General features: G+C 71.9%; 15 protein-coding genes. 7 read left to right on the top strand and 8 right to left on the bottom strand.

From position 1 onward, the window contains the following. Positions 1-59 precede the first annotated feature (59 nt). Entirely contained in the window at positions 60-1,112 is a 1,053-nt protein-coding gene (locus KY5_RS16220) for a glycosyltransferase family 2 protein (RefSeq protein ID WP_098242919.1), read from the top strand. A gap of 85 nt (positions 1,113-1,197) precedes the next feature. On the opposite strand, the gene KY5_RS16215 is transcribed toward KY5_RS16220, so the two are convergent. From KY5_RS16215 to KY5_RS16200, 4 genes are all read right to left on the bottom strand, one after another. Next, positions 1,198-2,874 carry an LCP family protein gene (locus KY5_RS16215; RefSeq protein ID WP_098242918.1) on the bottom strand — a complete coding sequence of 559 codons (1,677 nt, stop codon included), beginning with the start codon at positions 2,872-2,874 and terminating at the stop codon, positions 1,198-1,200. Between the two features lie 133 nt (positions 2,875-3,007). Then, the gene (locus KY5_RS16210) at positions 3,008-4,750 is read right to left on the bottom strand and encodes an LCP family protein (protein ID WP_098242917.1); all 1,743 of its coding nucleotides are present in this window, start codon (positions 4,748-4,750) and stop codon (positions 3,008-3,010) included. A 226-nt stretch (positions 4,751-4,976) separates the two neighbouring features. Beyond that, positions 4,977-6,239: an LCP family protein gene (locus KY5_RS16205; RefSeq protein WP_098247287.1), complete on the bottom strand. Its 1,263-nt coding sequence runs from the start codon at positions 6,237-6,239 to the stop codon at positions 4,977-4,979. Positions 6,240-6,467: 228 nt separating this feature from the next. Continuing rightward, on the bottom strand, positions 6,468-7,217 hold the full coding sequence (locus tag KY5_RS16200; RefSeq protein ID WP_098242916.1) for a TIGR03089 family protein: 750 nt from the start codon (positions 7,215-7,217) through the stop codon (positions 6,468-6,470). Positions 7,218-7,355: 138 nt separating this feature from the next. On the opposite strand from KY5_RS16200, the gene KY5_RS16195 reads away from it, so the two are divergent. The 3 genes from KY5_RS16195 (at position 7,356) to KY5_RS16185 (ending at position 11,086) form a co-directional block, all read left to right on the top strand. After that, complete coding sequence (locus KY5_RS16195; RefSeq protein WP_098242915.1) at positions 7,356-8,792, top strand: peptidoglycan recognition protein; 1,437 nt, start codon at positions 7,356-7,358, stop codon at positions 8,790-8,792. Between the two features lie 104 nt (positions 8,793-8,896). Further along, the gene (locus KY5_RS16190; RefSeq protein ID WP_098242914.1) at positions 8,897-9,979 is read left to right on the top strand and encodes a sugar phosphate nucleotidyltransferase; all 1,083 of its coding nucleotides are present in this window, start codon (positions 8,897-8,899) and stop codon (positions 9,977-9,979) included. Positions 9,980-10,081: 102 nt separating this feature from the next. Then, positions 10,082-11,086, top strand: coding sequence for a DNA-3-methyladenine glycosylase family protein (locus KY5_RS16185; protein WP_098242913.1), 1,005 nt, complete (start codon positions 10,082-10,084; stop codon positions 11,084-11,086). Between the two features lie 84 nt (positions 11,087-11,170). On the opposite strand, the gene KY5_RS16180 is transcribed toward KY5_RS16185, so the two are convergent. Genes KY5_RS16180 through KY5_RS16170 form a run of 3 tightly spaced genes read right to left on the bottom strand, consistent with a single transcriptional unit; the run spans position 11,171 to position 13,975 of the window. Further along, on the bottom strand, positions 11,171-12,472 hold the full coding sequence (locus KY5_RS16180) for a coenzyme F420-0:L-glutamate ligase (protein WP_098242912.1): 1,302 nt from the start codon (positions 12,470-12,472) through the stop codon (positions 11,171-11,173). Beyond that, positions 12,469-13,425, bottom strand: coding sequence for a 2-phospho-L-lactate transferase (cofD, locus tag KY5_RS16175; protein ID WP_098247286.1), 957 nt, complete (start codon positions 13,423-13,425; stop codon positions 12,469-12,471). The genes KY5_RS16180 and cofD overlap by 4 nt, the downstream gene beginning before the upstream one ends. A gap of 34 nt (positions 13,426-13,459) precedes the next feature. Further along, complete coding sequence (locus KY5_RS16170; RefSeq protein WP_098242911.1) at positions 13,460-13,975, bottom strand: cysteine dioxygenase; 516 nt, start codon at positions 13,973-13,975, stop codon at positions 13,460-13,462. A 629-nt stretch (positions 13,976-14,604) separates the two neighbouring features. On the opposite strand from KY5_RS16170, the gene KY5_RS16155 reads away from it, so the two are divergent. From KY5_RS16155 to KY5_RS16145, 3 genes are all read left to right on the top strand, one after another. Then, complete coding sequence (locus tag KY5_RS16155; RefSeq protein ID WP_016642094.1) at positions 14,605-14,868, top strand: WhiB family transcriptional regulator; 264 nt, start codon at positions 14,605-14,607, stop codon at positions 14,866-14,868. Positions 14,869-15,157: 289 nt separating this feature from the next. Next, positions 15,158-18,832: a glycosyltransferase family 2 protein gene (locus KY5_RS16150; protein WP_098242910.1), complete on the top strand. Its 3,675-nt coding sequence runs from the start codon at positions 15,158-15,160 to the stop codon at positions 18,830-18,832. Continuing rightward, a complete protein-coding gene (locus tag KY5_RS16145) occupies positions 18,829-20,322 on the top strand; it encodes a DUF5719 family protein (protein WP_098242909.1) in 1,494 nt (497 codons plus the stop codon). Before KY5_RS16150 ends, KY5_RS16145 begins: the two co-directional genes overlap by 4 nt. A gap of 94 nt (positions 20,323-20,416) precedes the next feature. Here the strand turns inward: KY5_RS16145 and KY5_RS16140 are convergent, their stop codons facing one another. Further along, positions 20,417-20,878, bottom strand: a complete 462-nt coding sequence (locus KY5_RS16140) for a metallopeptidase family protein (protein ID WP_098242908.1) — start codon at positions 20,876-20,878, stop codon at positions 20,417-20,419. Positions 20,879-20,904 lie beyond the last annotated feature (26 nt).

The following is a 20,904-nucleotide window of genomic DNA, read 5'->3' as shown; positions in this document are numbered from 1 at the left end:
GGGGTAGCGACCCGGACGGCGCGCGCCCGTGTCCCCCGTTCGCGGTAACGTGACGCGTGATGAACGCGAAGTCTGAGGTGCAGCCTCCCGCCGTATCGGTGATCATGCCCGTCCTCAACGAGGAGCGGCACCTGCGCGAGGCGGTGCACGCGATCCTGCAGCAGGAGTACGCGGGCGAGATGGAGGTCGTCGTCGCGCTCGGCCCCTCCACCGACCGCACCGACGAGATCGCCGCCGAGCTGGTCCGCGAGACGGCGTCGAACACGAACGCCCGGGTGCACACGGTCCCCAACCCGACAGGCCGCACGCCCGCGGCGCTGAACGCCGCGATCAAGGCGTCCCGCCACCCGATCGTGGTGCGCGTGGACGGCCACGCCGCGCTCTCCCCCGGCTACATCACGACCGCCGTCCGCCTCCTGGAGGAGACCGGCGCGATGAACGTCGGCGGCATCATGCACGCCGAGGGCCAGAACGACTGGGAGCACGCGGTCGCCGCTGCCATGACCTCGAAGATCGGCGTGGGCAACGCCGCCTTCCACACCGGAGGCGAGGCCCAGCAGGCCGAGACGGTCTACCTCGGCGTCTTCCGCCGCGAGGCCCTGGAGCGGCAGGGCGGCTACAACGAGGAGTTCATCCGCGCCCAGGACTGGGAGCTGAACTTCCGCATCCGCGAGGCCGGCGGCCTGATCTGGTTCTCGCCCGAGCTGAAGGTCTCCTACCGCCCGCGCCCGAGCGTGAAGGCCCTCGCCAAGCAGTACAAGGACTACGGCCGCTGGCGCCACGTCGTCGCCCGCTACCACGAGGGCTCCATCAACCTGCGCTACCTCGCGCCGCCGACCGCCGTCTGCGCGATCGCCGCGGGCATCGTGGTGGGCGCGGCCCTCACGCCGTGGGGCTTCGTGGTCCCCGCCGGCTACCTCGCGGCCATCGCCGCCGGATCCGTCCCCGCGGGCAAGGGCCTGCCGCTCAAGGCCAGGCTGCGGATCCCGGTGGCCCTCGCGACCATGCACATGTCGTGGGGCTGGGGCTTTTTGACCAGCCCGCGCTCGCTGGCCAAGAAGGTCATCGCCTCGCGCCGCCCGGCCGTCCTCGGGGAGACCCAGGAGGTCTGAGAGGGCCCGAAGGCCGTACGGAACAACAGACTCAGGGGCACCGGCCGAAAGCGGCGGGTGCCCCTGAGTCGTCCGACCGGACCGTCTACCAGGTGTAGTTCGGGTCCACCTTCATGCACGCCTTCTTGTCGGAGCCGCTCAGCGCGTCCGCCGAGTCCGGCGTCTTGTCGTCCTTCTTCTTCGGCTTGGGTGGTACGTCACCCTCGCGCCAGTCGGCGCCGACGACCAGCGTCACCCCGGAGACGTCCGTCGACTTCTTCACCGAACTCAGCGGCAGACCGAGGGACTTGGCGACCCGCTGGGCATCGCCCTCCAGTTCGGCGCTCGGGAAGCGTACGACCGTCCGCTTCTCGGCGAGCGACGTCGTCGTGTCAGGGGCGGCCTTCGCGAAGCCCTTGCCCGAAAGGAGCTGCGCCACCGTGCTGGCGCGGCCGGGGACCGGGGCGAGCGCGTCGGTGCGCGTGCCGTTCTGGACCTGGATCGCGATCTTGTCGTCCGCGGCCGCGGGGTCGTCCGAGAGCTTCTCCTTCGCGGGCTTCTTCTTCTTGCCCTTGCCGTCCAGCGGGATGTCGTCGCGGACGAGGCGGAAGAGCTGCTCGGCGTCGCCGGGCTTGGGAACGACGCGTTCACCGGCGTAGTCGAACGGCATGGTCGTCATCGTCGTGCGCTCCGCGGGGACCTTCTTGAGCTCGTTGCCCAGGTCGTAGAGCTTCTTGATGCTGCCGAGACCGTCGTCGACCTTCAGCGCGTCCACCGCCTTCTCGGCGAGCTTGCGCAGCTGGTTGGGGCTGGTCAGGCCGGTGTTCTCGCGGAGCTTGCGGACCAGCGCGTTCATGTACATGTGCTGGGCCTTGGCGCGGCTGATGTCGGTGCCGCCCTCGAAGCCGTAGCGGGTGCGCAGCCACTGCAGGGCCTGCTCGCCCTTGACCTCCGTGGTGCCCTTCTTCAGCTTCAGGCCCGAGCCCTTGCCCTGGCTGGTGCGCGAGTGGATGTTCTTGTCCACGCAGACCGGTACGCCGCCGATGGCGTCCGCCATGGAGACCACACCCGCGAAGTCGACCATCATGAAGTGGTCGATGTGGATCTTGGTGAGCTTCTCCCAGGTGGCGACGGTGCAGCCGGGGCCGCCGTGGCCCAGCGACTCGTTCGTCATGTACTTCGGGCCGGTCTGCGGATAGACCTTGCCGTCGTCCGGGTCGGTGCACTTGGGGATCTGCAGCAGGGTGTCGCGCGGCATGCTGACCACGGACATGTTGCTGCGGTCGGCCGACAGGTGGAGCAGCATCTGGACGTCGGCGAGCGGCGGTGCGCCGAAGGTCTCCTTGGCGCCGCCGAGCTTCTGGTTCGCCTTGGAGTCGCGCGCGTCCGAGCCGATGAGCAGGATGTTCATCGGAGTCTGACCCGCCGCGTTGGGCGTGGGGGCCGGGGCCCTGTGCTCGCCCAGGTTCAGGTCGTCGGTCTGCAGGCTGTTGTTCAGGTGCTGGTAGTACAGGTATCCGGCGCCGGCCGTGCCGATTATCAGTACGGCGAGGACCGCCGCCGACCAGCGGAGCACCCCCCGCTTGCGCCGCGGCGTGCGCCCTCCGCCGCCCCCACCGCGCCGGTGCCGGTGGCGGGCCGAGCCCTGCGAGGGTTCGCCGTCGCCGTCCGGGGGCTCCCCGGGGCGCTCCTCGCCCTCGGACTCGCCTCCGTCCCAGCCGTGATCACTTGCGTGCGGGGCGCGTTGTCGCGCCCCCTCCTCACGCACGCTCTTCTGTCCCATCCCCATGCCCCTCCCCGCCCCATCCCTGAACTGCGGTCGCCCCGCGTCCTCTTGACGCGCCGGTGCGACATACGCGGCCCGGGCCGACGTACTTGCTTTGGCGCATTGTTAGACGCAGAACGACCGCTTCAGGTCACTTGGCACACACAGTCTTGTCAGCTTCGACTTTCTGGATCCCCTCCGGCGCCTTCGTCGGAGCGGAGACGGGCACCCCCGCGCCCTTGAAGTCACCGCCGAGCGTCAACTTCATGGCAGGGAGACCCTGTGCGTTCTTCTCGCTCTTGCCCGGCTTCAGGGCGGCGGCGGGCAGACCCATGATGTCGGCGAGCCGACGGGCCTGGTCCGCCTGGTCGGGCGCGTACTCGAGCGTCGTCTTCTTGATGTCCGAGGGCGCGTTGCCCAGTTGGCTGGACTTGAGCACTCCCTCATTGTTCTGCAGCCAGGTGAGAGTTGTCTGAGCGGCGCCGGTCTTCCCGCTGCCGTTGTAGATGTCGACCCGCACCTCGGAGGCGTCGGCCTTGGGGCCCTTGAGGCGGGCGGCCACCGCGGCCTTCTCCTTCTTCTCCTTCTTCTTCACCTCGGTCAGCGACTCGTCGGCGCGCATCATCGCGAAGAGCGGGTCGGCCTTGGGCTGGTTGGGCACGACCGTGACGGGGGTCTTCTCGGCGGGGTTGTCGATGACCGGCACCGTGACGAAGGTCAGGTTCTTCATGTCGAGCTTGCCGAGCTCCATGCCGAGGTCCTTGAGCTTCATGATGTCGGCGATCTTGGAGTCGACGGTGAGGGCCTCGGTGCCCGCCTCCGCGAGCTCTATCATCTTCTTCGGGTTGGTGAGGGTGTCGCCCGAACTCAGCTTGCGCATCAGGGAGCTGAGGAACTGCTGCTGCAGCTCGATCCGGCTCAGGTCGCCGCCCTGGCCCACGGAATGGCGCGTGCGGACGAACGCCAGCGCCTCCTCGCCCTTGACCACGTGCTTGCCCCTGGACAGCTTCAGGTGCGACTTGGGGTCGTCGATGTCCTTGGCGAGGCAGACCTCCACGCCGCCGACCGCGCTGGAGAGCGTCTTGACCGCGTTGAAGTCGGCCACCATGAAGTGGTCGGGAGTTATCCCGGTGATCTTCGTGACCGTACGCATGGTGCAGCTCGGCGTGCGGTCGTACTGGCCGAGGCTTTCGTTGAAGCGGACGTTCGGCGTGCCCTTGATGGTCTTCATGCTGCCGTCCGGCTGCTTCGTCGGGCAGTCCGGGATGTCGGTGATCATGTCGCGCGGGATGCTCAACGCGGTCGCGTTCGTACGGTCCTTGGAGACGTGGAGGAGGATCGTCGTGTCGGCGTGGCCGACGCTGCCCTCGTCGCCGTAGCCCTTGTTGCCGCTGCCGCTGCGCTTGTCGGTGCCCATCACCAGGATGTTGATGGCCCGGTCCTTGCTGAAGCCGCCGGTGCTCGCGCCGTCATCGTCTATCGACGTGATGTTGTCGTTGAGGTGCTGGTAGTAGAGGTACCCACCGGTGCAGCCCGCGACGAGCAGGAAGGCCAGCGAGCCGCCGGTCCACATCAGGACCTTCTTGCCCTTGGACTTCCGGGGCTTCTGCTTGCGCCTGCCGCCCGTCGCGGCTTCCGGCTCCTTGACCCGGCGCCTGCGCTGTCCCGGCACTTCCCGCTGCCGCTCGTCCCGCTCGTCACCGCGCGGTCGCTCACCACCCGGCGCAGGGCGGCCGCGGCCACCCGGACGGGGTGCTGATCTCCGGGGTCCTGGAACCGTCGACTGCCCAGCGGAGGGGCTCAGTCGCAATTCGTAATCACCGGTAGTCGGGTTGAGTACCCACTGGTCTGCGGGGTCGATGTTCTCCGCCCGCCCACGGCCTTGCGCGTCCACGGTTGTTTGCGTCCTCCGTCGGGGCCACGCGGCGCCTTTCCCCCCTCAAGAAAGGCGCTCGGTCAGTCGTTCAGCGGCGCGCCGCCCAGAGGGCCAGGCGCGCCGGATCGCTCACACTATCCGCCCAGTTCAGCGCTGAACGACGCCGGTGACAAATTCCACTCCCCTACAACTGGGCAATCCGCCCTATTTCTTGGTGGGGAGCGTCTCCGGCTTGGCGATCGTTTTACTCGCAGGTAGCTCCAGCGGCCGTGTTGCCCCGGAATGTCGGCGCGGGCGACGGAGTATGTGAAGGGTCGTCCGGCTTCTCGTCGCTCCCGTACTCACCGGAGTCCTCGTACCCCTCCTCGTATCCGGATCCCTCTTCGTACGAGGACTCCTCGTACGCCCGTTCCTGGCTCGGCGCCGATTTCTCGGGCTCCCGAGGGGTCACCTGGACCGGGCTGTCGGTGCGGAGCCGGGTGAAGAGTTCCTCGGCCGCCGGTTCGACGAGCTCGTCGCGATTGGCGTCGTAGGAGTACGACTGCCGGGGCACGGTGAGGAACTGCACCCGTTCTGTGGGGATATTGCGCATGCCGCGCACCAGTTCGTACAAACCCCGCAGGCTGGCGAGTGCCGGATCAGTGGTGAGCGAAGAAGTCGCCGCGTCGAGAACGGGATAGAGCTTGGCGGGATTCAGCAGGACGTCATTGCTCTGCACCTTGTTGACGAGTGCCCCGAGGAACTCCTGCTGGCGGTCCATCCGGTCGGTGTCGCTGCCATTGCCGAGGCTTTTGCGCGCCCGGACATAACCGAGAGCCTGTTCGCCGTTGAGGGTCTGCTTGCCCGCGGCGAGCTTCACGTGGGCGTCGGTGTCGTCGACCGGGGCCCGCAGGCAGACCTGCACGCCGTCCACCGCGTCGACCATGCCCTTGAACCCGGCGAAGTCCACCACCATGTGGTGATCGACGCGGATCTTCGTCAGCTTCTCGATCGTGCGGATGGTGCAGGCCGTGCCGCCGAACTCGTACGCCCAGTTGAACTGGGCGAACTGGGCCCTGGTCCGGGAGCCGTCGGGCCGTCGGCAGCTCGGGATGTCCACCATCACGTCGCGCGGGATGGAGACGGCGGTCGCGCTCTGCCGGTCCGCCGCCAGGTGCAGCAGGATCGTGGTGTCCGAGCGCTGGGTGCCGGGATCCCTGCCGTACTTCCCGTTGCCCCGGCCCGCGCGGGTGTCGGAGCCGATGAGCAGGATGTTCTGGGCGTCGTGCACCAGCGGCGTCGGCCGCTCCTTCTCGTAGCGCGCCAGCTCGGCGGCCGCGTCGGTGTCCTTGGTGATGTTGCCGTTGAGCTTCTGGTACGCGGCCCAGCCCACGCCCCCGGCGGCCAGCACCAGGACGGCGACACCGAGCGCCCCGTACCGCAGCCACCGCCGCCTGCGCCGGACGGCACCCATGCCACTGGGACTCGCACCGGCACCGGGCCCGTACGTACCCCTCGACTCGGACATCCCTCCGGGGTCGCTCACGTGTACGTCCACCCCTCACGGCTACGTCGGTGCATGGTGCGTCCTTACGACCATGGACCGAAGCGGGGCGGGGGGCCTCTGGACCAGCGAATCGACTGAGCCGAACGGGGGACGAGTCCCGAAGGGGCGAGTGCTCGAGGGGCGCGGGGAACCGCGCGAGCGACCACGACGAACCCGCACTCGAAAGCCCCAGCCCCCCGGGAGGCAAGCTCACCGCACGGTGACCGTCACCCGCTCGTCCGCGACCCGCTTCTCGAGAACCCCCTCAGCGGCCTGGTCGAGGTTCCGGCAGAGCACCACGGACCCCCCGGAGGCAAGCGCGGCGTACAACCCCGAGCTGAGCCCCTCCCACGCCCCGTACGACAGCCCCGAAAGAATCCGTCCGGGTCCGACGCCCAGCCGCTCCGCGTCGGCGCGCGCCCGCTCCACCACCTCGGCGCCGCTCAGCTCGCCCCCGTCGACCGCGAGCGCGACCTCGTCAGGATCCACCGGCGCGTACGGAGCGAACCGGTCCCCCTGGCTCGGCACCTCCACCGCGTAATCGGCGAAGCCCTCCGGCGTCTGAGGGAAGCGCCCGCCGAGCGGCCGGAGCGCCAGCGCGATCCGCTCGCCGGAGCAGGCGCGCGCCGCGTCAAGGGATTCGGGACCGCTCACGACGAGATCGGCCGACGCCGGATCCCCGCCCACGTCGGCGACGACTCCCACCGACGAACAGGCGAGCAGCCACACCGCGGTCTGCCAGTGCGCGGGAAGCAGCAGTGCGACCCGGTCGCCGGGCTCGGCGGCGAGGTCGCCCTGGAGCAGATTGGCGGTCTTGGCCACCCAATTGGCGAAGGTGGCCACGGACAATTCCACGCGCTCGCCCGTGGCGTCGTCGTAGAAGGTGACAAGGGGGCGGCCCGGGTCCGCGGCGAGCGCGGATCGCAGCAGGTCGGCAGGGGTGCGGTCGTTGGCGTTCACGGGCGCAAGGGTACGCGGGCGGTCCGTGGCGCCCCGGCGTGGCGGGGGAGCCCCGGCCGCCGGTTCGGCCGCTCCGGGCCGACGGTCCGTCAGTTCCCCAATGGACAGATATGTTCCGCTGTGTCGACTATCAGACGTATGCGTGGATTTCTTGCTTCCTCGATCGGCGTCACGTGCGCGGCCGCCCTGGCCGTGCCCCTCACCCTGCCGTCGTCCGGCGCGCGCGCCGCGACACCCGCCGCGGAGTCCCCCGCCGGGTCCGCGGTGGCGGCGGCCCCCGCGCGGGCCGCCGGATCGGTCCCCGGCAGCACCCAGTCCCTCCCGCTCACCCCGGCGGGCTCCGACCGCTCGCTGGGCCCCGCGTCGCGCGAAGAGGGCGTCGCCCGGCGCGACGTACGTCCCTTCTCCCTGGTCGGCGTCGTCTGGGACGACCCCGAAGCCGAACTGCACGGCACCGTCCAGGTCCGCACCCGGGCGACCGGCACGACCACCTGGTCGGCCTGGCAGGGCGTGGAGACCCACAACCACGAACACGCCGCCGACCCGGGCACCCCCGAGCGCGGCACCGGCGCCGTGCGCGGCTCGACCGCCCCGCTGTGGGTCGGCGACTCGGACGGCGTCGAACTCCGCGTACGGGCGGAACCCGAGCGGTCCGAGCGCTCGGGTTCCGCCACGGCCACCGAGAGGGCCCTGCCCCGGGCCCCGCTCGCGTCGCCCCTCCCCAAGGGCCTGCGCCTCGAACTGGTCGACCCCGGCGACGAGCCGCCCCGGCAGGGCGCCGGGGGCAAGGCGGAGGCGGCCCGCGCCGGCGCCACCGCCATGACCGTGGAGTCCGCCACGGCCTCGGCCGTCAACGCGGACCTCGCCCCGATGGGCGCCACCGTGATCCCCGAGCTGACCAAGCGTCAGACGGAGGACGACCTGATCGCCGTGCGCGGCGGCTCCGAGGCGGTCGGCAAGGCGCGGCCCTACATCGGTCCGCGCCCGCGCATCATCACGCGCAAGGGCTGGGGCGCCGACGAGAAGCTCCGCGAGAAGGACTTCGCCTATACCAAGACGGTGAAGGCCGCCTTCGTGCACCACAGCGCGTCCGGCAACAATTACAGCTGCTCACAGGCCGGATCCGTGCTGCGCAGCATCTACCGCTTCCACGTCAAGAGCAGCGGCTGGCGTGACTTCGGCTACAACTTCGCGGTCGACAAGTGCGGAAACATCTACGAAGGACGTGCCGGAGGTGTGGCCAAGCCGGTCCTGGGGGCCCACACTCTCGGTTTCAACACGGACAGCATGGGCATCGCCGTCCTCGGCACGTACAGCAGCTCCAACCCCCCGAAGGCGGCCGTGAACGCCGTCGCCCGGCTGACCGCGTGGAAGCTCGGCCTGTACGGCGCCAATCCGCGCGGGTCGACATACCTGAAGTCCGGCGGTGGCAACCTGTACAAGAAAGGCTCGAACGTCCGGCTCCGGGTGATCTCCGGCCATCGGGACGGATTCGCCACGGAGTGCCCCGGTAGCCGCCTGTACAAGAAGCTCGGCAAGGCCCGGTCCAGCTCGGCCCGCTTCCAGGGCCGCTGAGGTCCGACGCACCGCTCGAACCGCACGATCTGCACATCCGTCTGCATACACTGGCCGGCCGAAACTCAAGTTCGGCCGGCCCCAGCAGGAAGCAGAGACGACAGGTGACAGAAGCGATCCTCCTGGTCGGCGGCAAGGGAACCCGGCTGCGACCGCTCACGGTCAACACCCCCAAGCCGATGGTCCCGGCGGCGGGCGTCCCGTTCCTCACCCACCAGCTGGCGCGGGCCCGCGCGGCGGGCGTGGACCACATCGTCCTCGCCACCTCCTACCTCGCCGAGGTCTTCGAGCCGTACTTCGGGGACGGCTCGGCGCTCGGCCTCCACATCGAATACGTGACCGAGGAAGAGCCCCTGGGCACGGGCGGCGCGATCCGCAACGTGGCCTCGCGGCTGCACTCGGCGCCCGACGAGCCGGTCCTGATCTTCAACGGGGACATCCTCACGGGGCTGGACATCGGCGCCCTGGTCCGTACCCACGAGGAGTCGGGCGCGGACGTCTCCCTGCACCTCACGAAGGTCGACGACCCGCGCGCCTTCGGCCTCGTCCCCACCGACGCGACCGGCAGGGTCACCGCCTTCCTGGAGAAGCCGGGCACCCCCGAGGAGATCGTCACCGACCAGATCAACGCGGGCGCGTACGTGTTCCGCCGCTCGGTCATCGACACGATCCCCACGGGCCGCCCCGTCTCGGTCGAACGCGAGACCTTCCCCGGCCTCCTCTCCTCCGGCGCCCACCTCCAGGGCATGGTCGACTCGACGTACTGGCTGGACCTGGGCACCCCCCAGGCGTTCGTACGCGGCTCCGCCGACCTGGTCCTCGGCCGCGCCCCCTCCCCGGCGGTCCCCGGCCGCTGCGGCGACAGCCTCGTCCTGCCCAGCGCCTCCGTCGCCCCCGACGCGAAGCTCACCGGCGGCACGGTGGTCGGCGAGGGCGCGCGGATCGGCGAGGGCGCGCGGGTGACCGGCAGCACGATCCTCTCCGGCGCGGTCGTCGGACCCGGCGCCGTGATCACGGACTCCCTGATCGGCGAGGGCGCCCGCGTCGGCGCCCGAGCGGCACTCTCCGACGCGGTGATCGGCGACGGCGCGCAGGTGGGCGCCGACAACGAACTCCGCGACGGCGCCCGCGTCTGGTGCGACGCGGTACTGCCGTCCGGCGCGGTGAGGTTCTCCTCGGACCAGTGACCGCCCGGTTCAGGCCGCGCCGGTAGCCGTTCACGACCGGCCCCGGTCCACCCGTGCCGGTAACCACCCCGGCGGAGCCCCCCGTCGCCTACCCTCGGTGAGATGTCCTCCCGTTTCGCCCCGCGCCCCACCCGCACCTCCGTGCGCGGTGGCGAGACGGCCGTGCCGGTGGGTGTCCCGCGACAGACCACGGCGCACCTGAACCGGACGTGGCGGCCGCCCCACCCCCTGGACCTGGGCCTCACCCTGGGACCGCTGCGGCGCGGCCCGGCTGACCCCACCTTCCGTACGACCCCCGACGGCTCGGTCTGGCGCGTGAGCCGCACCCCGCAGGGGCCCGGCACGCTGCGGGTCGCGCTGCGCGCGGGAACCGTCGAGGCCGAGGCGTGGGGCCCGGGCGCGGCCTGGTTCCTGGATCAACTCCCCGTACTCCTGGGCGAGTTGGACGACCCCGAACCCTTCGAGCCCCGCCACCGCCTGGTCGCCGCGACGGCCCGCCGCCGCCCAGGACTGCGCCTGACCCGTACGTCCCTGGTCCTGGAATCCCTGATCCCCTCGATCCTGGAACAGAAGGTCACCACGGACGAGGCGTACCGGGCCTGGCGCCTCCTGGTCCGCAAGTTCGGCGAGCCCGCGCCGGGACCGACGCCCGCGCAGGCCCGCATGCACGTCATGCCGGAGCCGAGGACCTGGTCCCTGATCCCGTCCTGGGAGTGGCACAAGGCGGGCGTGGACAACAAGCGGGCGGCCACGATCCTGCGCGCGGTCGCGCGGGCCTCCCGCCTGGAGGAGGCGGCCGCGATGGAACCCCTCAAGGCCCAGGCCCGACTGGAACTGATCCCCGGCATCGGCCCCTGGACCTCCGCGGAAACGGTCCAGCGCAGCAACGGCGCACCCGACGCGGTGACGACGGGCGACCTCCACCTGCCGGGCATCATCGGCTACGCCCTCGCGGACAACCGCGACGCGGACGACGCGGAGATGCTCAGGCTCCTGACCCCCTACGAGGGCCAGCGCCACCGGGCCTCCCGCCTGATCCTCCTGAGCGGCAGAACCCCACCCCGCAGACACCCCCGCATGCCGAAGGGCAACATCGCGCCCCTGTGAGGGGCGCGACGGGTGACGTGTTTTCAGGGGCGCGGGGAACTGCGCGAGCAACCACGACGAACCCGCACGACGCCACTCGACCGATCATCGAACGGCGAGGAAATCCCCCACGTCCCGCCCGGCGCGAGCCGAAGGCTCACCCACCGGATGCCCCACGGCAACCGCCCCCATCGGATCCCAGGACGCCGGAAGCCCCAGAACCTCACGGACGACATCCCGGCAGAACATCGTCGACGAAACCCACGCGGAGCCGAGCCGCTCGCCGGCCAACGCCACCAGGAAGTTCTGCACGCCCGCCCCCGCCGCGACCACGAACATCTCGCGCTCGGCGGTGTCACGCCGCTCGTCCCCGTACGCATGGGCCCCGTCCATCACCAGGCAGGGCACCACCAGATAGGGGGCCTTCCGCAGCAGGTCCCCCCTCCGCACCCGCTTGGCGATGGACTCCTCCGACTTCCCGTCCCGCCGCAGATCCGCGATCCACGCGTCCCGCATGGCGTCGAGGAGCTCGATCCGCGACGCGGCGGACTCGAGGAGGACGAAGCGCCACGGCGTCGTGTGGTGCGGCGCGGGCGCGGTCACCGCCGCCGCCACGGCCCGCCGCACGGCCCCCGGATCGACCTCCTCGTCGGTGAACTCGCGCACGGTCCGCCGCCGCGTCACCGCTTCCCGCACGGCCTCCGACGTACCGAGCCGGAACATGTCGTCCCGGGCGCCGCGCACCAGCGCCCGCGCCCCCTCGTCGGGGTCGCCGCCCACCACGTGCGGCAGGCCGCGGACCACGGCGACGGGGAGCCCCGCGGCCTTGCCCTTGACGAGGTCGCCCGCCGCGGCGAGTTCGTCCGCGGTGGCGACGACGGTCGCGGCGAGGGGATTGCCGTACGCGTCGACGCCGCCCCGCAGGTCGTCGAGGACCCGCACTCCGGCGGCGCCGATGGCGACGTCGGTGAGCCCGGCGCGCCAGGGCCTGCCGAAGGTGTCGGTGACGATGACGCCGACGTCCACACCGAGCGCGTCGCGCAGCCCCTCCCGCACGGCGCGGGCCGAGGCGTCCGGCTCCGCGGGCAGCAACAGCACGGTCCCCGCGGGCGTGTTGGAGGCGTCGACCCCGGCCGCGGCCATCACCAGGCCCTGCCGGTTCTCGACGATGCGCAGGGTGCCGCGGCGCGCCACGACCCGCACGGTCTCCGCGTCGATGGCGGCCTCGCGGTCGTCGGCCTGGACGACGCGCCCCTCCGCCTTGCTGACGATCTTCGAGGTGACGAGGAGCACGTCCCCGTCGGCGAGGCCCGGTTCGGCGGCGGCGATCAGCTTCGCGAGGTCGTCGCCTTGGCGCACCTCGGGCAGGCCGGGGACGGCCCACACGCGGTAGCCCTGTGCGGTCACGCGCGGACCTCCGAGGCGAGCGCGAGCGCCTCCGCGGCCATCGCGGCCGCGGCGTCGACGTCGGTCATCATCAGCGGGATGGCCCGGCACCGGATCCCGGCGCTCTCCACCCGCTCCACCACGCCCGCGTCGACGGTGTCGACGAGCCAGCCGTCGAGCAGCCCGCTGCCGTAGTGCTCGGCGACGGCCGCCGCGCTGGTCTCCACGCCGACGGCGGCGAGCACCTTGTCGGCCATGCCGCGCACGGGGGAGTCGCCGACGATGGGGGAGAGGCCGACGACCGGCACGCCCGCGTCCGCGATCGCCTCGCGGATGCCGGGCACGGCGAGGATGGTCCCGACGCTCACCACGGGGTTGGACGGCGGGAAGAGCACGACGTCGGCCTCGGCGATGGCCTCGAGGACACCGGGCGCGGGCTTGGCCTGCTCGGCGCCGACGGGCACCACGGCGTGCGCGTCCACGGAGGCGCGCAGACGCACCCAGTACTCCTGGAAGTGCACGGCCTTCTGCTCGCCGTCGACGGTGACGGCGACGTGCGTCTCGACGCGGTCGTCGGACATCGGGATGAGCCGCACCCCGGGCTGCCACCGCTCGCACAGCGCCTGCGTGACGGCGCTGAGCGGATATCCGGCGCCCAGCATCTGCGTCCGCACGATGTGCGTGGCGAAGTCCCGGTCGCCGAGGCCGAACCACTCGGGCCCGACGCCGTACGCCGCGAGCTCTTCCTTGACCTTGAACGTCTCGTCCGTACGCCCCCAGCCCTGCTCTTCGTTGATGCCGCCGCCGAGCGTGTACATCACGGTGTCCAGGTCGGGGCAGACCTTCAACCCGAACAAGTGAATGTCGTCACCGGTGTTGCCGATGACCGTGATGTCCGCGTCGGGCGCGGCCTTCTTGAGGCCACGGAGGAAACGGGCGCCGCCGATGCCGCCGGCCAGAACCACAATGCGCATGTCCCCCAGCATGTCAGGCGGGTACGACAGCGCGTCAGGCGGTTACGACATCCTCCGCGACGCCGTCCGCGGTGGCGGCGGCGCACTGGGCCGCGTGCATCGGCATCTCGGTCAGGCCGGGGTGGTAGACGTGCAGGCTGACGGCCGGTTGGAGGGAGTCGTTGACGACCTCGTGCACGTACCCCGGCGCGAAGACGCGCTGGGCGCCCTCGTCGAGCGCCCGCGCGCCGCGCGCCGTGTGCTCCGTCAACTCGCCCTCCAGGACGGTGAGCACGCCGGAAGAGCGCCCGTGGCCGTGCATACCGCTGCCCTGTCCGGGCACCCAGGACAGCAGCCAGACCTCGTAGCCGGGTCCGGTCTTCAGCCGGTGGTACCAGCGGCTCGTCGCGTCGTACTCGACGAGGTGCTCCCACTGGGAGCGGTCGGCCGCGATGGCGCGGGCCAGGCCGACGAACTCGGCCACGGTGGCGGGGTGCTCACGGGCGGGCTGCAGGAGGTGCGGGACTTCGAGGATGTCGCCGGCGATCTGGAGGTCGCTGTCGCTGTTCATCGTGCGGTGGTTCCTCAACGTAAGAGTGCTGGGGTGTCGCGAAGGAAGGGTGGAGCGCAGAGATGCGGGGAGTGCGGAGCGGGCGGAGAGGCCGAGAGGTGGAGCGGGAAACGCGGCTCAACAGCTGGAAGGACTCAACAGCTGGAGCAGGAACAGCAACAGCGCGCGTGGGCAGCACCGATGGACCCGCTGGTGCGGGTCATCGAAAGAGCCAGGTTCGCGAGCATGCCCACTAGGACACCGGCTCATACCTTCGGTGTCAACTCTATGTCCGGAATGTGGGATATGTTTCACCTCATCCGGTTGTTCTCTCAGGCGAAAGGTTTGTGCACTCGGCGCACGGGACACATGGCGCAGCAACCGGCACTCAAACATCGACGTCTTTCCCTGTGAGGCCTCCCGAGGTCGCACCGGGTGTGGTGCCGGACGGGTCGTTGACCGCTGTCAGGGTTTATGCCGATTTGAACACTTTCCGCATAGCCTTGGTTCCGCAGAGTGAATAAGGGACCCAATAGCAGATCTCGGCTTGACTGGCCCGGATCGGCACACTTGTAATTTCACTCGTGTCGTTCAGCCGAAATCGGTAACGGCAAGCACCACGGGGACGCACAGACAGACGAGGGGCGCACATGACCGAGCTGGTTCAGGAACTGCTGGTCGAGGACGCGGACGAGGAACTCGGCTGGCAGGAGCGCGCGCTGTGCGCCCAGACCGACCCCGAGTCCTTCTTCCCCGAGAAGGGCGGCTCCACGCGTGAGGCCAAGAAGGTCTGCCTCGCCTGTGAAGTCCGCTCCGAATGCCTCGAATACGCACTCGCCAACGACGAACGATTCGGCATCTGGGGCGGTTTGTCGGAGCGTGAACGACGCCGTCTGAAGAAAGCCGCCGTCTGAACACCTGCGCGACAGCGCGGGATCCACGCGCGCGATGCGCAGCCCACGCGCGCGTACGTGAAGGAAGCATGTGAAGAGACCGGACCCCGACGAAGCGTGCCGCCCGACCAATTCGGCACACACCTCCCACAAACAATGCGCAACGAACGGCCCGTCACCCGTGGGTTATCCACAGGCGGCGGGCCGTCCTGGTGCCAGCCGTTAGTGTGGGGCCCCGTCCGAGACGCCCCAGTACCCCCGCGGGCCGCAGGCGTCCACCACAGTCCATCGAACCGGGGCCCGTACCTCGATGTCCGTGCACAGCCATTCGGCAGCCCACCAAGAGGCCGCCGCTCCCGAGTTCCCGCGGCACGTCGTGACCGCCGTCCTCGTCTCCCACGACGGCGCCCGCTGGCTGCCCGACGCCCTGGCCGGCCTGCTCGGCCAGGAGCGCCCCGTGCAGCACGCCGTGGCCGCGGACACCGGCAGCGCGGACGACTCCGCCCGCCTGGTCACCGAGGCCCTCGGCGCCGACCGCGTGCTCCACCTCGCCCGCCGCTCCGGCTTCGGCACCGCCGTCGAAGAGGCCGTCCGCACCGCCGGAGTGCTCACGCCCGAAGAGCTGCCGTACCTCAAGCGCCCCAGCGGCTGGGACCCGGTCAGCAGGAGCTGGCGCGACGAGGCGTACGACATGCCCGACCTGCCGCACGGCGAGCCCGTGCAGTGGCTCTGGCTGCTGCACGACGACTGCGCGCCCGAGCCGGACGCCCTCGCCGAACTGCTGCGCGTCGTCGAGAACGAACACGAGCTCGGCAAGGACGTCGCCGTCGTCGGCCCCAAGCTCCGCGGCTGGTACGACCGCAGGCAGCTCCTGGAAGTCGGCGTCTCCATCGCCAACAGCGGCCGCCGCTGGACCGGCGTGGACCGCCGCGAACAGGACCAGGGCCAGCACGACCACGTGCGGCCCGTGCTCTCCGTGTCCACCGCGGGCATGCTGATCAGGCGCGACGTCTACGAACAGCTCGGCGGCTTCGACCGGCGCCTGCCCCTGATGCGCGACGACGTCGACCTGTGCTGGCGCGCGCACTCCGCGGGCCACCGCGTCCTGGTCGCCCCCGACGCCGTCGTGCGGCACGCCGAGGCGTCCTCGCGCGAGCGCCGCACCGTCGACTGCGTCGGCCGTACGGCGACGTCGCCGCACCGCGTCGACAAGGCGGGCGCCGCCTACACCCTGCTCGTCAACGCGCGTACGGCCGTGCTGCCCTGGATCCTGTTCCGGCTCGTCGTCGGCACGCTCCTGCGCACCGTCGCCTATCTGGTCGGCAAGGCGCCCGGACAGGCCCTCGACGAGATCGCCGGACTCCTCGCGACCCTGCTGCGCCCCGGCCGGATCCTCGGCGCCCGCGCGACGCGCGGCAAGTCCGCGCTCGACGCCGGTGAGATGCGGGCGCTGTTCCCGCCGCCCGGCGCCACCGTGCGCGCCACCGTCGAACAGGCCGCGGGCAGTCTCGTCGGCCGCGCCGACGCGGAGGCCCCCGCGGGCGCGGGACGGCACGGCGCCGTCGAGTCGGGCCCCGGCGGCGACGACGCCGACTTCCTCCAGATCGAGCAGTTCGCCCGGCTCAAGCGCATCGCCCGCAAGCCCGGACCGATGCTCTTCGTGGTGCTGCTCTTCGTCTCGCTCATCGCCTGCCGCGCCCTGCTCGGCAGCGGCGCGCTCGCGGGCGGCGCGCTGCTGCCCGCGCCCGCCGACTCCTCGGGCCTGTGGGCGCGTTACCTGGACGGCTGGCACGCCGTAGGCACCGGCGGCACCGAGGCGGCACCGCCCTACGTGGCGCTCGTCGCGGGCCTGTCCACGCTGCTGTTCGGCTCCACCGGACTCGCGGTCACCGTGCTGCTCGTCGGCTCCGTGCCGCTGGCCGGTTTCGCCGCGTACTTCGCCTCGCGCCCGCTCGTCCAGTCCCGGCTCCTGCGGGCCTGGGCCTCGGTCGCGTACGCCTTCCTGCCCGCCGCCACCGGCGCGCTCGCGGGCGGCCGCATCGGCACCGCGGTCCTCGCCGTCCTGCTGCCGCTCATGGCGCGCGCGGGCGTCGCGGCCAGCGGCCTGACGGCCGCTCAGGGCACGCGCGGCACCTGGCGCGCCACCTGGGCGTACGCGCTGCTGCTCACGCTCACCACGGCCTTCACGCCGATCGTCTGGCCGATCGCCCTGGTGCTCGGCCTCGCCCTGCTGGTGCTGCGCCGCGGCGACATCACGGCGTACGGCCTCCGGTTCCTCGCCGCCCTCGGCACGCCGCTGCTCGTGCTCGCCCCCTGGTCCCTCTCGCTGCTGCCCTTCGGCTTCTTCCGCGAGGCGGGCCTGGAGTTCGGCACCGGCTCCGCGAGCGCGTTCGACCTGCTCGGCGGCAGCCCCGGCGGCCCCGGCACGGTGCACGGGCTGCTGCTCATCGGCATCGTGCTCGCCGCGCTCGGCGCCCTGCTGCGCGACGAGCGGCAGCTGGCCGTGCGCACCGCCTGGGCCGTGGCCCTGGTCGCGCTGGTCTTCGCCGTCCTGTCGAACCAATCGGCCTGGGCGGGCCCCGCGACCCTCGCGTACGGCATCGCGCTCCTGGCGGCGGCCGCGCTCGGCGCCGACGGGGCACGCGCGCGTGTCGCCGAGCAGAGTTTCGGCTGGCGCCAGCCGGTCGCCGCACTCATCGCGTTCGCGGCGGCCGCCGGGCCGCTGCTCGTCGCCGCCGGGTGGATGATCCGCGGCGCCGAAGGACCGCTGGAGCGGCGCGATCCGGTGCAGGTGCCCGCGTTCGTCGCCGAGGAGAGCGGCACGCAGGACCAGGCCCGCACCCTCGTCCTGGACAGCGAGTCGGCGGCCGAGGTCTCGTACTCGCTCGTACGGGGCTCCGGCGCGCGCCTCGGTGACGCGGAACTCAGCGCGTCGGCCGCCGCGGCCGCCGACGACAAGCTCGACAAGATCGTCGCCCGTCTGATCGCGGGCTCCGGCGCCGACCAGGCCGACCAGCTCGGCGGCTTCGCCGTCCGCTACGTCCTCGTGCGCGACGGCGCGCCCCGCGAGATGAGCCGCACCCTGGACGCGACGCCGGGCCTGACCCGGCTGAGCCAGGAGGACGGCAGCGCCCTGTGGCGGGTGGACCGGCAGGTCTCCCGCGCCGCCGTCGTCCCGAAGACGGGCGACCCGGAGCCGGTGGCCGCGGGCCCGGTCGAACTGCACACGAAGATCCCCTCCGGCGACCAGGGCCGCGTCCTGCGGCTCGCCGACTCTGCCGACCCGGGCTGGACGGCCACCCTGGACGGCCGCCCGCTCGACCGGGTCACCCTGGACGGCTGGGCGCAGGGCTTCGAACTGCCAGGGTCGGGCGGCCACCTGGACGTCACCTACGACACCCCGCTGGGCCACACCGCCTGGCTGTGGACGCAGGGCGCGCTCGCCCTCGTCCTGGTGGTGCTCGCGCTGCCGGGCCGCCGCCGCGACGTCGACGACGACCTGCCCGAAGAGCCCGTCATCCCCGCCCAGGCGGTCGAGGGCGAGGGCCGCAGGGCACGCAGGCTGCGGGCCCAGAACGAGCAGGCGGCGCAGGAGGCGGGCCAGGACGTACCGCCGCCTCCGGAGGAGCCCGGCGCCGCGATCCCGCAGCAGTCGCAGGGGCGGCAGCAGTCGTACGACGAGTGGGAGGCCCCGGCCCACGCGGGCGCCGAGCACGGCGCGTACGGCGGCGAGCAGCAGTACCAGGGCGGGCAGTATCCGGCCGGTTCGTACGAGCAGTCGGCGTACCCGGCGGACGCCTACCAGGGCGGCCAGTACGACCCGTACGCCTCCTACGGAGGGGCGGGCGGTGTCTACGGAGGCGGCGAGCAGCAGTACGGCCAGTACGACGACCCGTACGCGCGCCAGCAGCCCCCGTTGCCGCCCCAGCCCCCGCAGCCGCCGCACGGCACCGACAGTGAGCGCCCCGACGGGAGCCAGCAGTGAACCGCACCACCCAGTCCCTGATCGCCGTGGTCGTCGCGCTCGGCGCCGTCACCGGGTACGCCGCGTCCAGCGGCACCGACGGCGCGGGCGACGACGGGGCGAAGGCCGCGGCGCGGCTGCCCGTCGAGCGCACCAGCCTGCTCTGCCCGGTGCCCAGCGCTTCGGACCTCGCCGAGACGTCGTACACGGCGTTCACCCCGAGGTCGAGCGGCGCGGAGGGCACCGGCAAGGCGGAACTGCTGCCCGTGAGCAAGGCGTTGACGGACGCGGCCAAGGCCGAGGACAAGAAGAAGGTCAAGCCCTTCCTGACCCAGAAGAAGCCCGGCGAGCCGGTCGCGGGCGACGCGTCGGGCGGCGACTCGCCCGCGCTCATCGGCACCGCCGACGGCGGGTTCGCCCCCGGCTGGAGCGCGCAGCAGACCACGACGTACGCGGTGGGCAGCGGCCGCGGCGTCCAGGGCACCAACTGCACGGCGCCCGACACGGACTTCTGGTTCCCCGGCGCGAGCACCGCCAAGGACCGCAGCGACTACATCCACCTGACGAACCCCGACGACTCCGCGGCCGTCGTGGACGTCCAGCTGTACGGCCCGGACGGCGTCGTCAAGGCCGAGGTGGGCGAGGCGATCCAGGTCCAGCCGCACTCCAGCGTCCCGGTGCTGCTCTCCACGCTCACCGGCAAGCCGTACACGAACCTCACGATGCACGTGACGGCGCGCAGCGGCCGGGTCGCGGCCCACGTGCAGTCCTCCGACGAGAAGCTCGGCGGCGACTGGCTGCCCCCCTCGGCCGACCCCGCGAGCAGCCTCGTGCTGCCCGGCATCCCCAAGGACGCCACTTCGGTGCGCCTGGTCGCCTTCACGCCGGGATCCGACGACGCGGACCTGAAGGTGCAGCTGGCCTCGCCGAACGGCTCGATCACCCCGGCCGGCCACGAGAACCTGCACGTGAAGTCGGGCATGACGGCCGCCGTCGACCTCGGTGACGTCACCAAGGGGGAGCCGGGTTCGCTGGTCCTGACGCCGACGGACAAGGCGGTGCCCGTGGTCGCGGGGCTGCGCGTCACCCGGGGCAAGGGCGGCAAGCAGGAGACGGCGTTCATCCCCGCGGCGAACGCGGTGGGCACGCGCGCGACGGTGGCCGACAACCGCGCCAAGGGCTCCACGCTCTCCCTGGTGGCGCCGGGCAAGTCGGCGAAGGTGAAGGTCACGGCGTCGGCGGGCACCGAAGGCGGCTCACCGGCCTCGAAGACGTACACGGTCAAGGGCGGTACGACCCTGGAGATCGCGGACCCGCCGGTGCCGGACGGGCTCAAGGGGCGGTACGCCCTCACGGTGGAGTCGGTGTCCGGCGGCGAGGTCTACGGCTCGCGGATGCTGGCACTGCCGGAGGACGGCATCCCGATGTTCACGGTGCAGACGCTGCCGGACGACCGGGGGACGGTCGAGGTGCCCGAGGCGGAGCGGGATCTGTCGGTGCTCCAGAAGTGACGGTGCTTCAGGAAGAAGCGGGTTCCCGCGAAGTGGGTTCCCGAGAAGCAGCGTCCCGCGCGCGGGACGGCGGGGGTGGCGGGGGCAGCGGAGGCTACTCCTCGTCTCCGTAGCGCGGGTCCACCGACTCGGGGGAGAGGCCGAGCAGCTCGGCGACCTGCTCGACGACCACCTCGTGCACCAGGGCGGCGCGCTCGTCGCGCCCCTTGGTGCGGATCTCCACCGGGCGCCGGTAGATGACGACGCGGGCGGGCCGCCCCTCCGCCGCCGCGATCGTGCCGCCGAGCGGCACCACCTCGTCGTGCCACTCCCCGTCACTCCCTGCGGAGCCCCCCAGGGGCGGCACCTCAAGCACCAGGAACTCGATCTCCGTGAGCTGCGGCCAGCGCCGCTCGAGCCGCTCCACCGAGTCCTGCACCAGGTCGGTGAAGGCTTCCGCGCGGCTCGCCGAGAGCGGCACCTGGGGCGGCGCGACGGGGCCGCGCATGCCCCTGCCGTGGCGGTCGCGGCGGCGGGGCCTCGGGTCTGCTGAGCGGGGCTGTACGGGGTCGTCCATCACTGACGAAGCGTAGTCCTCGAGAT

It is taken from the genome of Streptomyces formicae (assembly GCF_002556545.1).
GTDB lineage: Bacteria > Actinomycetota > Actinomycetes > Streptomycetales > Streptomycetaceae > Streptomyces > Streptomyces formicae_A.
This window is presented reverse-complemented; position numbering and strand designations above follow the sequence as displayed.

Excerpts from the sequence above, each read along its gene's own strand:
- KY5_RS16140 (WP_098242908.1), bottom strand. The coding sequence starts at position 20,878 with ATGGACGACCCCGTACAGCCCCGCTCAGCAGACCCGAGGCCCCGCCGC.
- KY5_RS16215 (WP_098242918.1), bottom strand. The coding sequence starts at position 2,874 with ATGGGACAGAAGAGCGTGCGTGAGGAGGGGGCGCGACAACGCGCCCCG.
- KY5_RS16205 (WP_098247287.1), bottom strand. The coding sequence starts at position 6,239 with ATGTCCGAGTCGAGGGGTACGTACGGGCCCGGTGCCGGTGCGAGTCCC.
- KY5_RS16185 (WP_098242913.1), top strand. The coding sequence starts at position 10,082 with ATGTCCTCCCGTTTCGCCCCGCGCCCCACCCGCACCTCCGTGCGCGGT.
- KY5_RS16150 (WP_098242910.1), top strand. The coding sequence starts at position 15,158 with ATGTCCGTGCACAGCCATTCGGCAGCCCACCAAGAGGCCGCCGCTCCC.
- cofD (WP_098247286.1), bottom strand. The coding sequence starts at position 13,425 with ATGCGCATTGTGGTTCTGGCCGGCGGCATCGGCGGCGCCCGTTTCCTC.
- KY5_RS16220 (WP_098242919.1), top strand. The coding sequence starts at position 60 with ATGAACGCGAAGTCTGAGGTGCAGCCTCCCGCCGTATCGGTGATCATG.
- KY5_RS16155 (WP_016642094.1), top strand. The coding sequence starts at position 14,605 with ATGACCGAGCTGGTTCAGGAACTGCTGGTCGAGGACGCGGACGAGGAA.
- KY5_RS16170 (WP_098242911.1), bottom strand. The coding sequence starts at position 13,975 with ATGAACAGCGACAGCGACCTCCAGATCGCCGGCGACATCCTCGAAGTC.
- KY5_RS16195 (WP_098242915.1), top strand. The coding sequence starts at position 7,356 with ATGCGTGGATTTCTTGCTTCCTCGATCGGCGTCACGTGCGCGGCCGCC.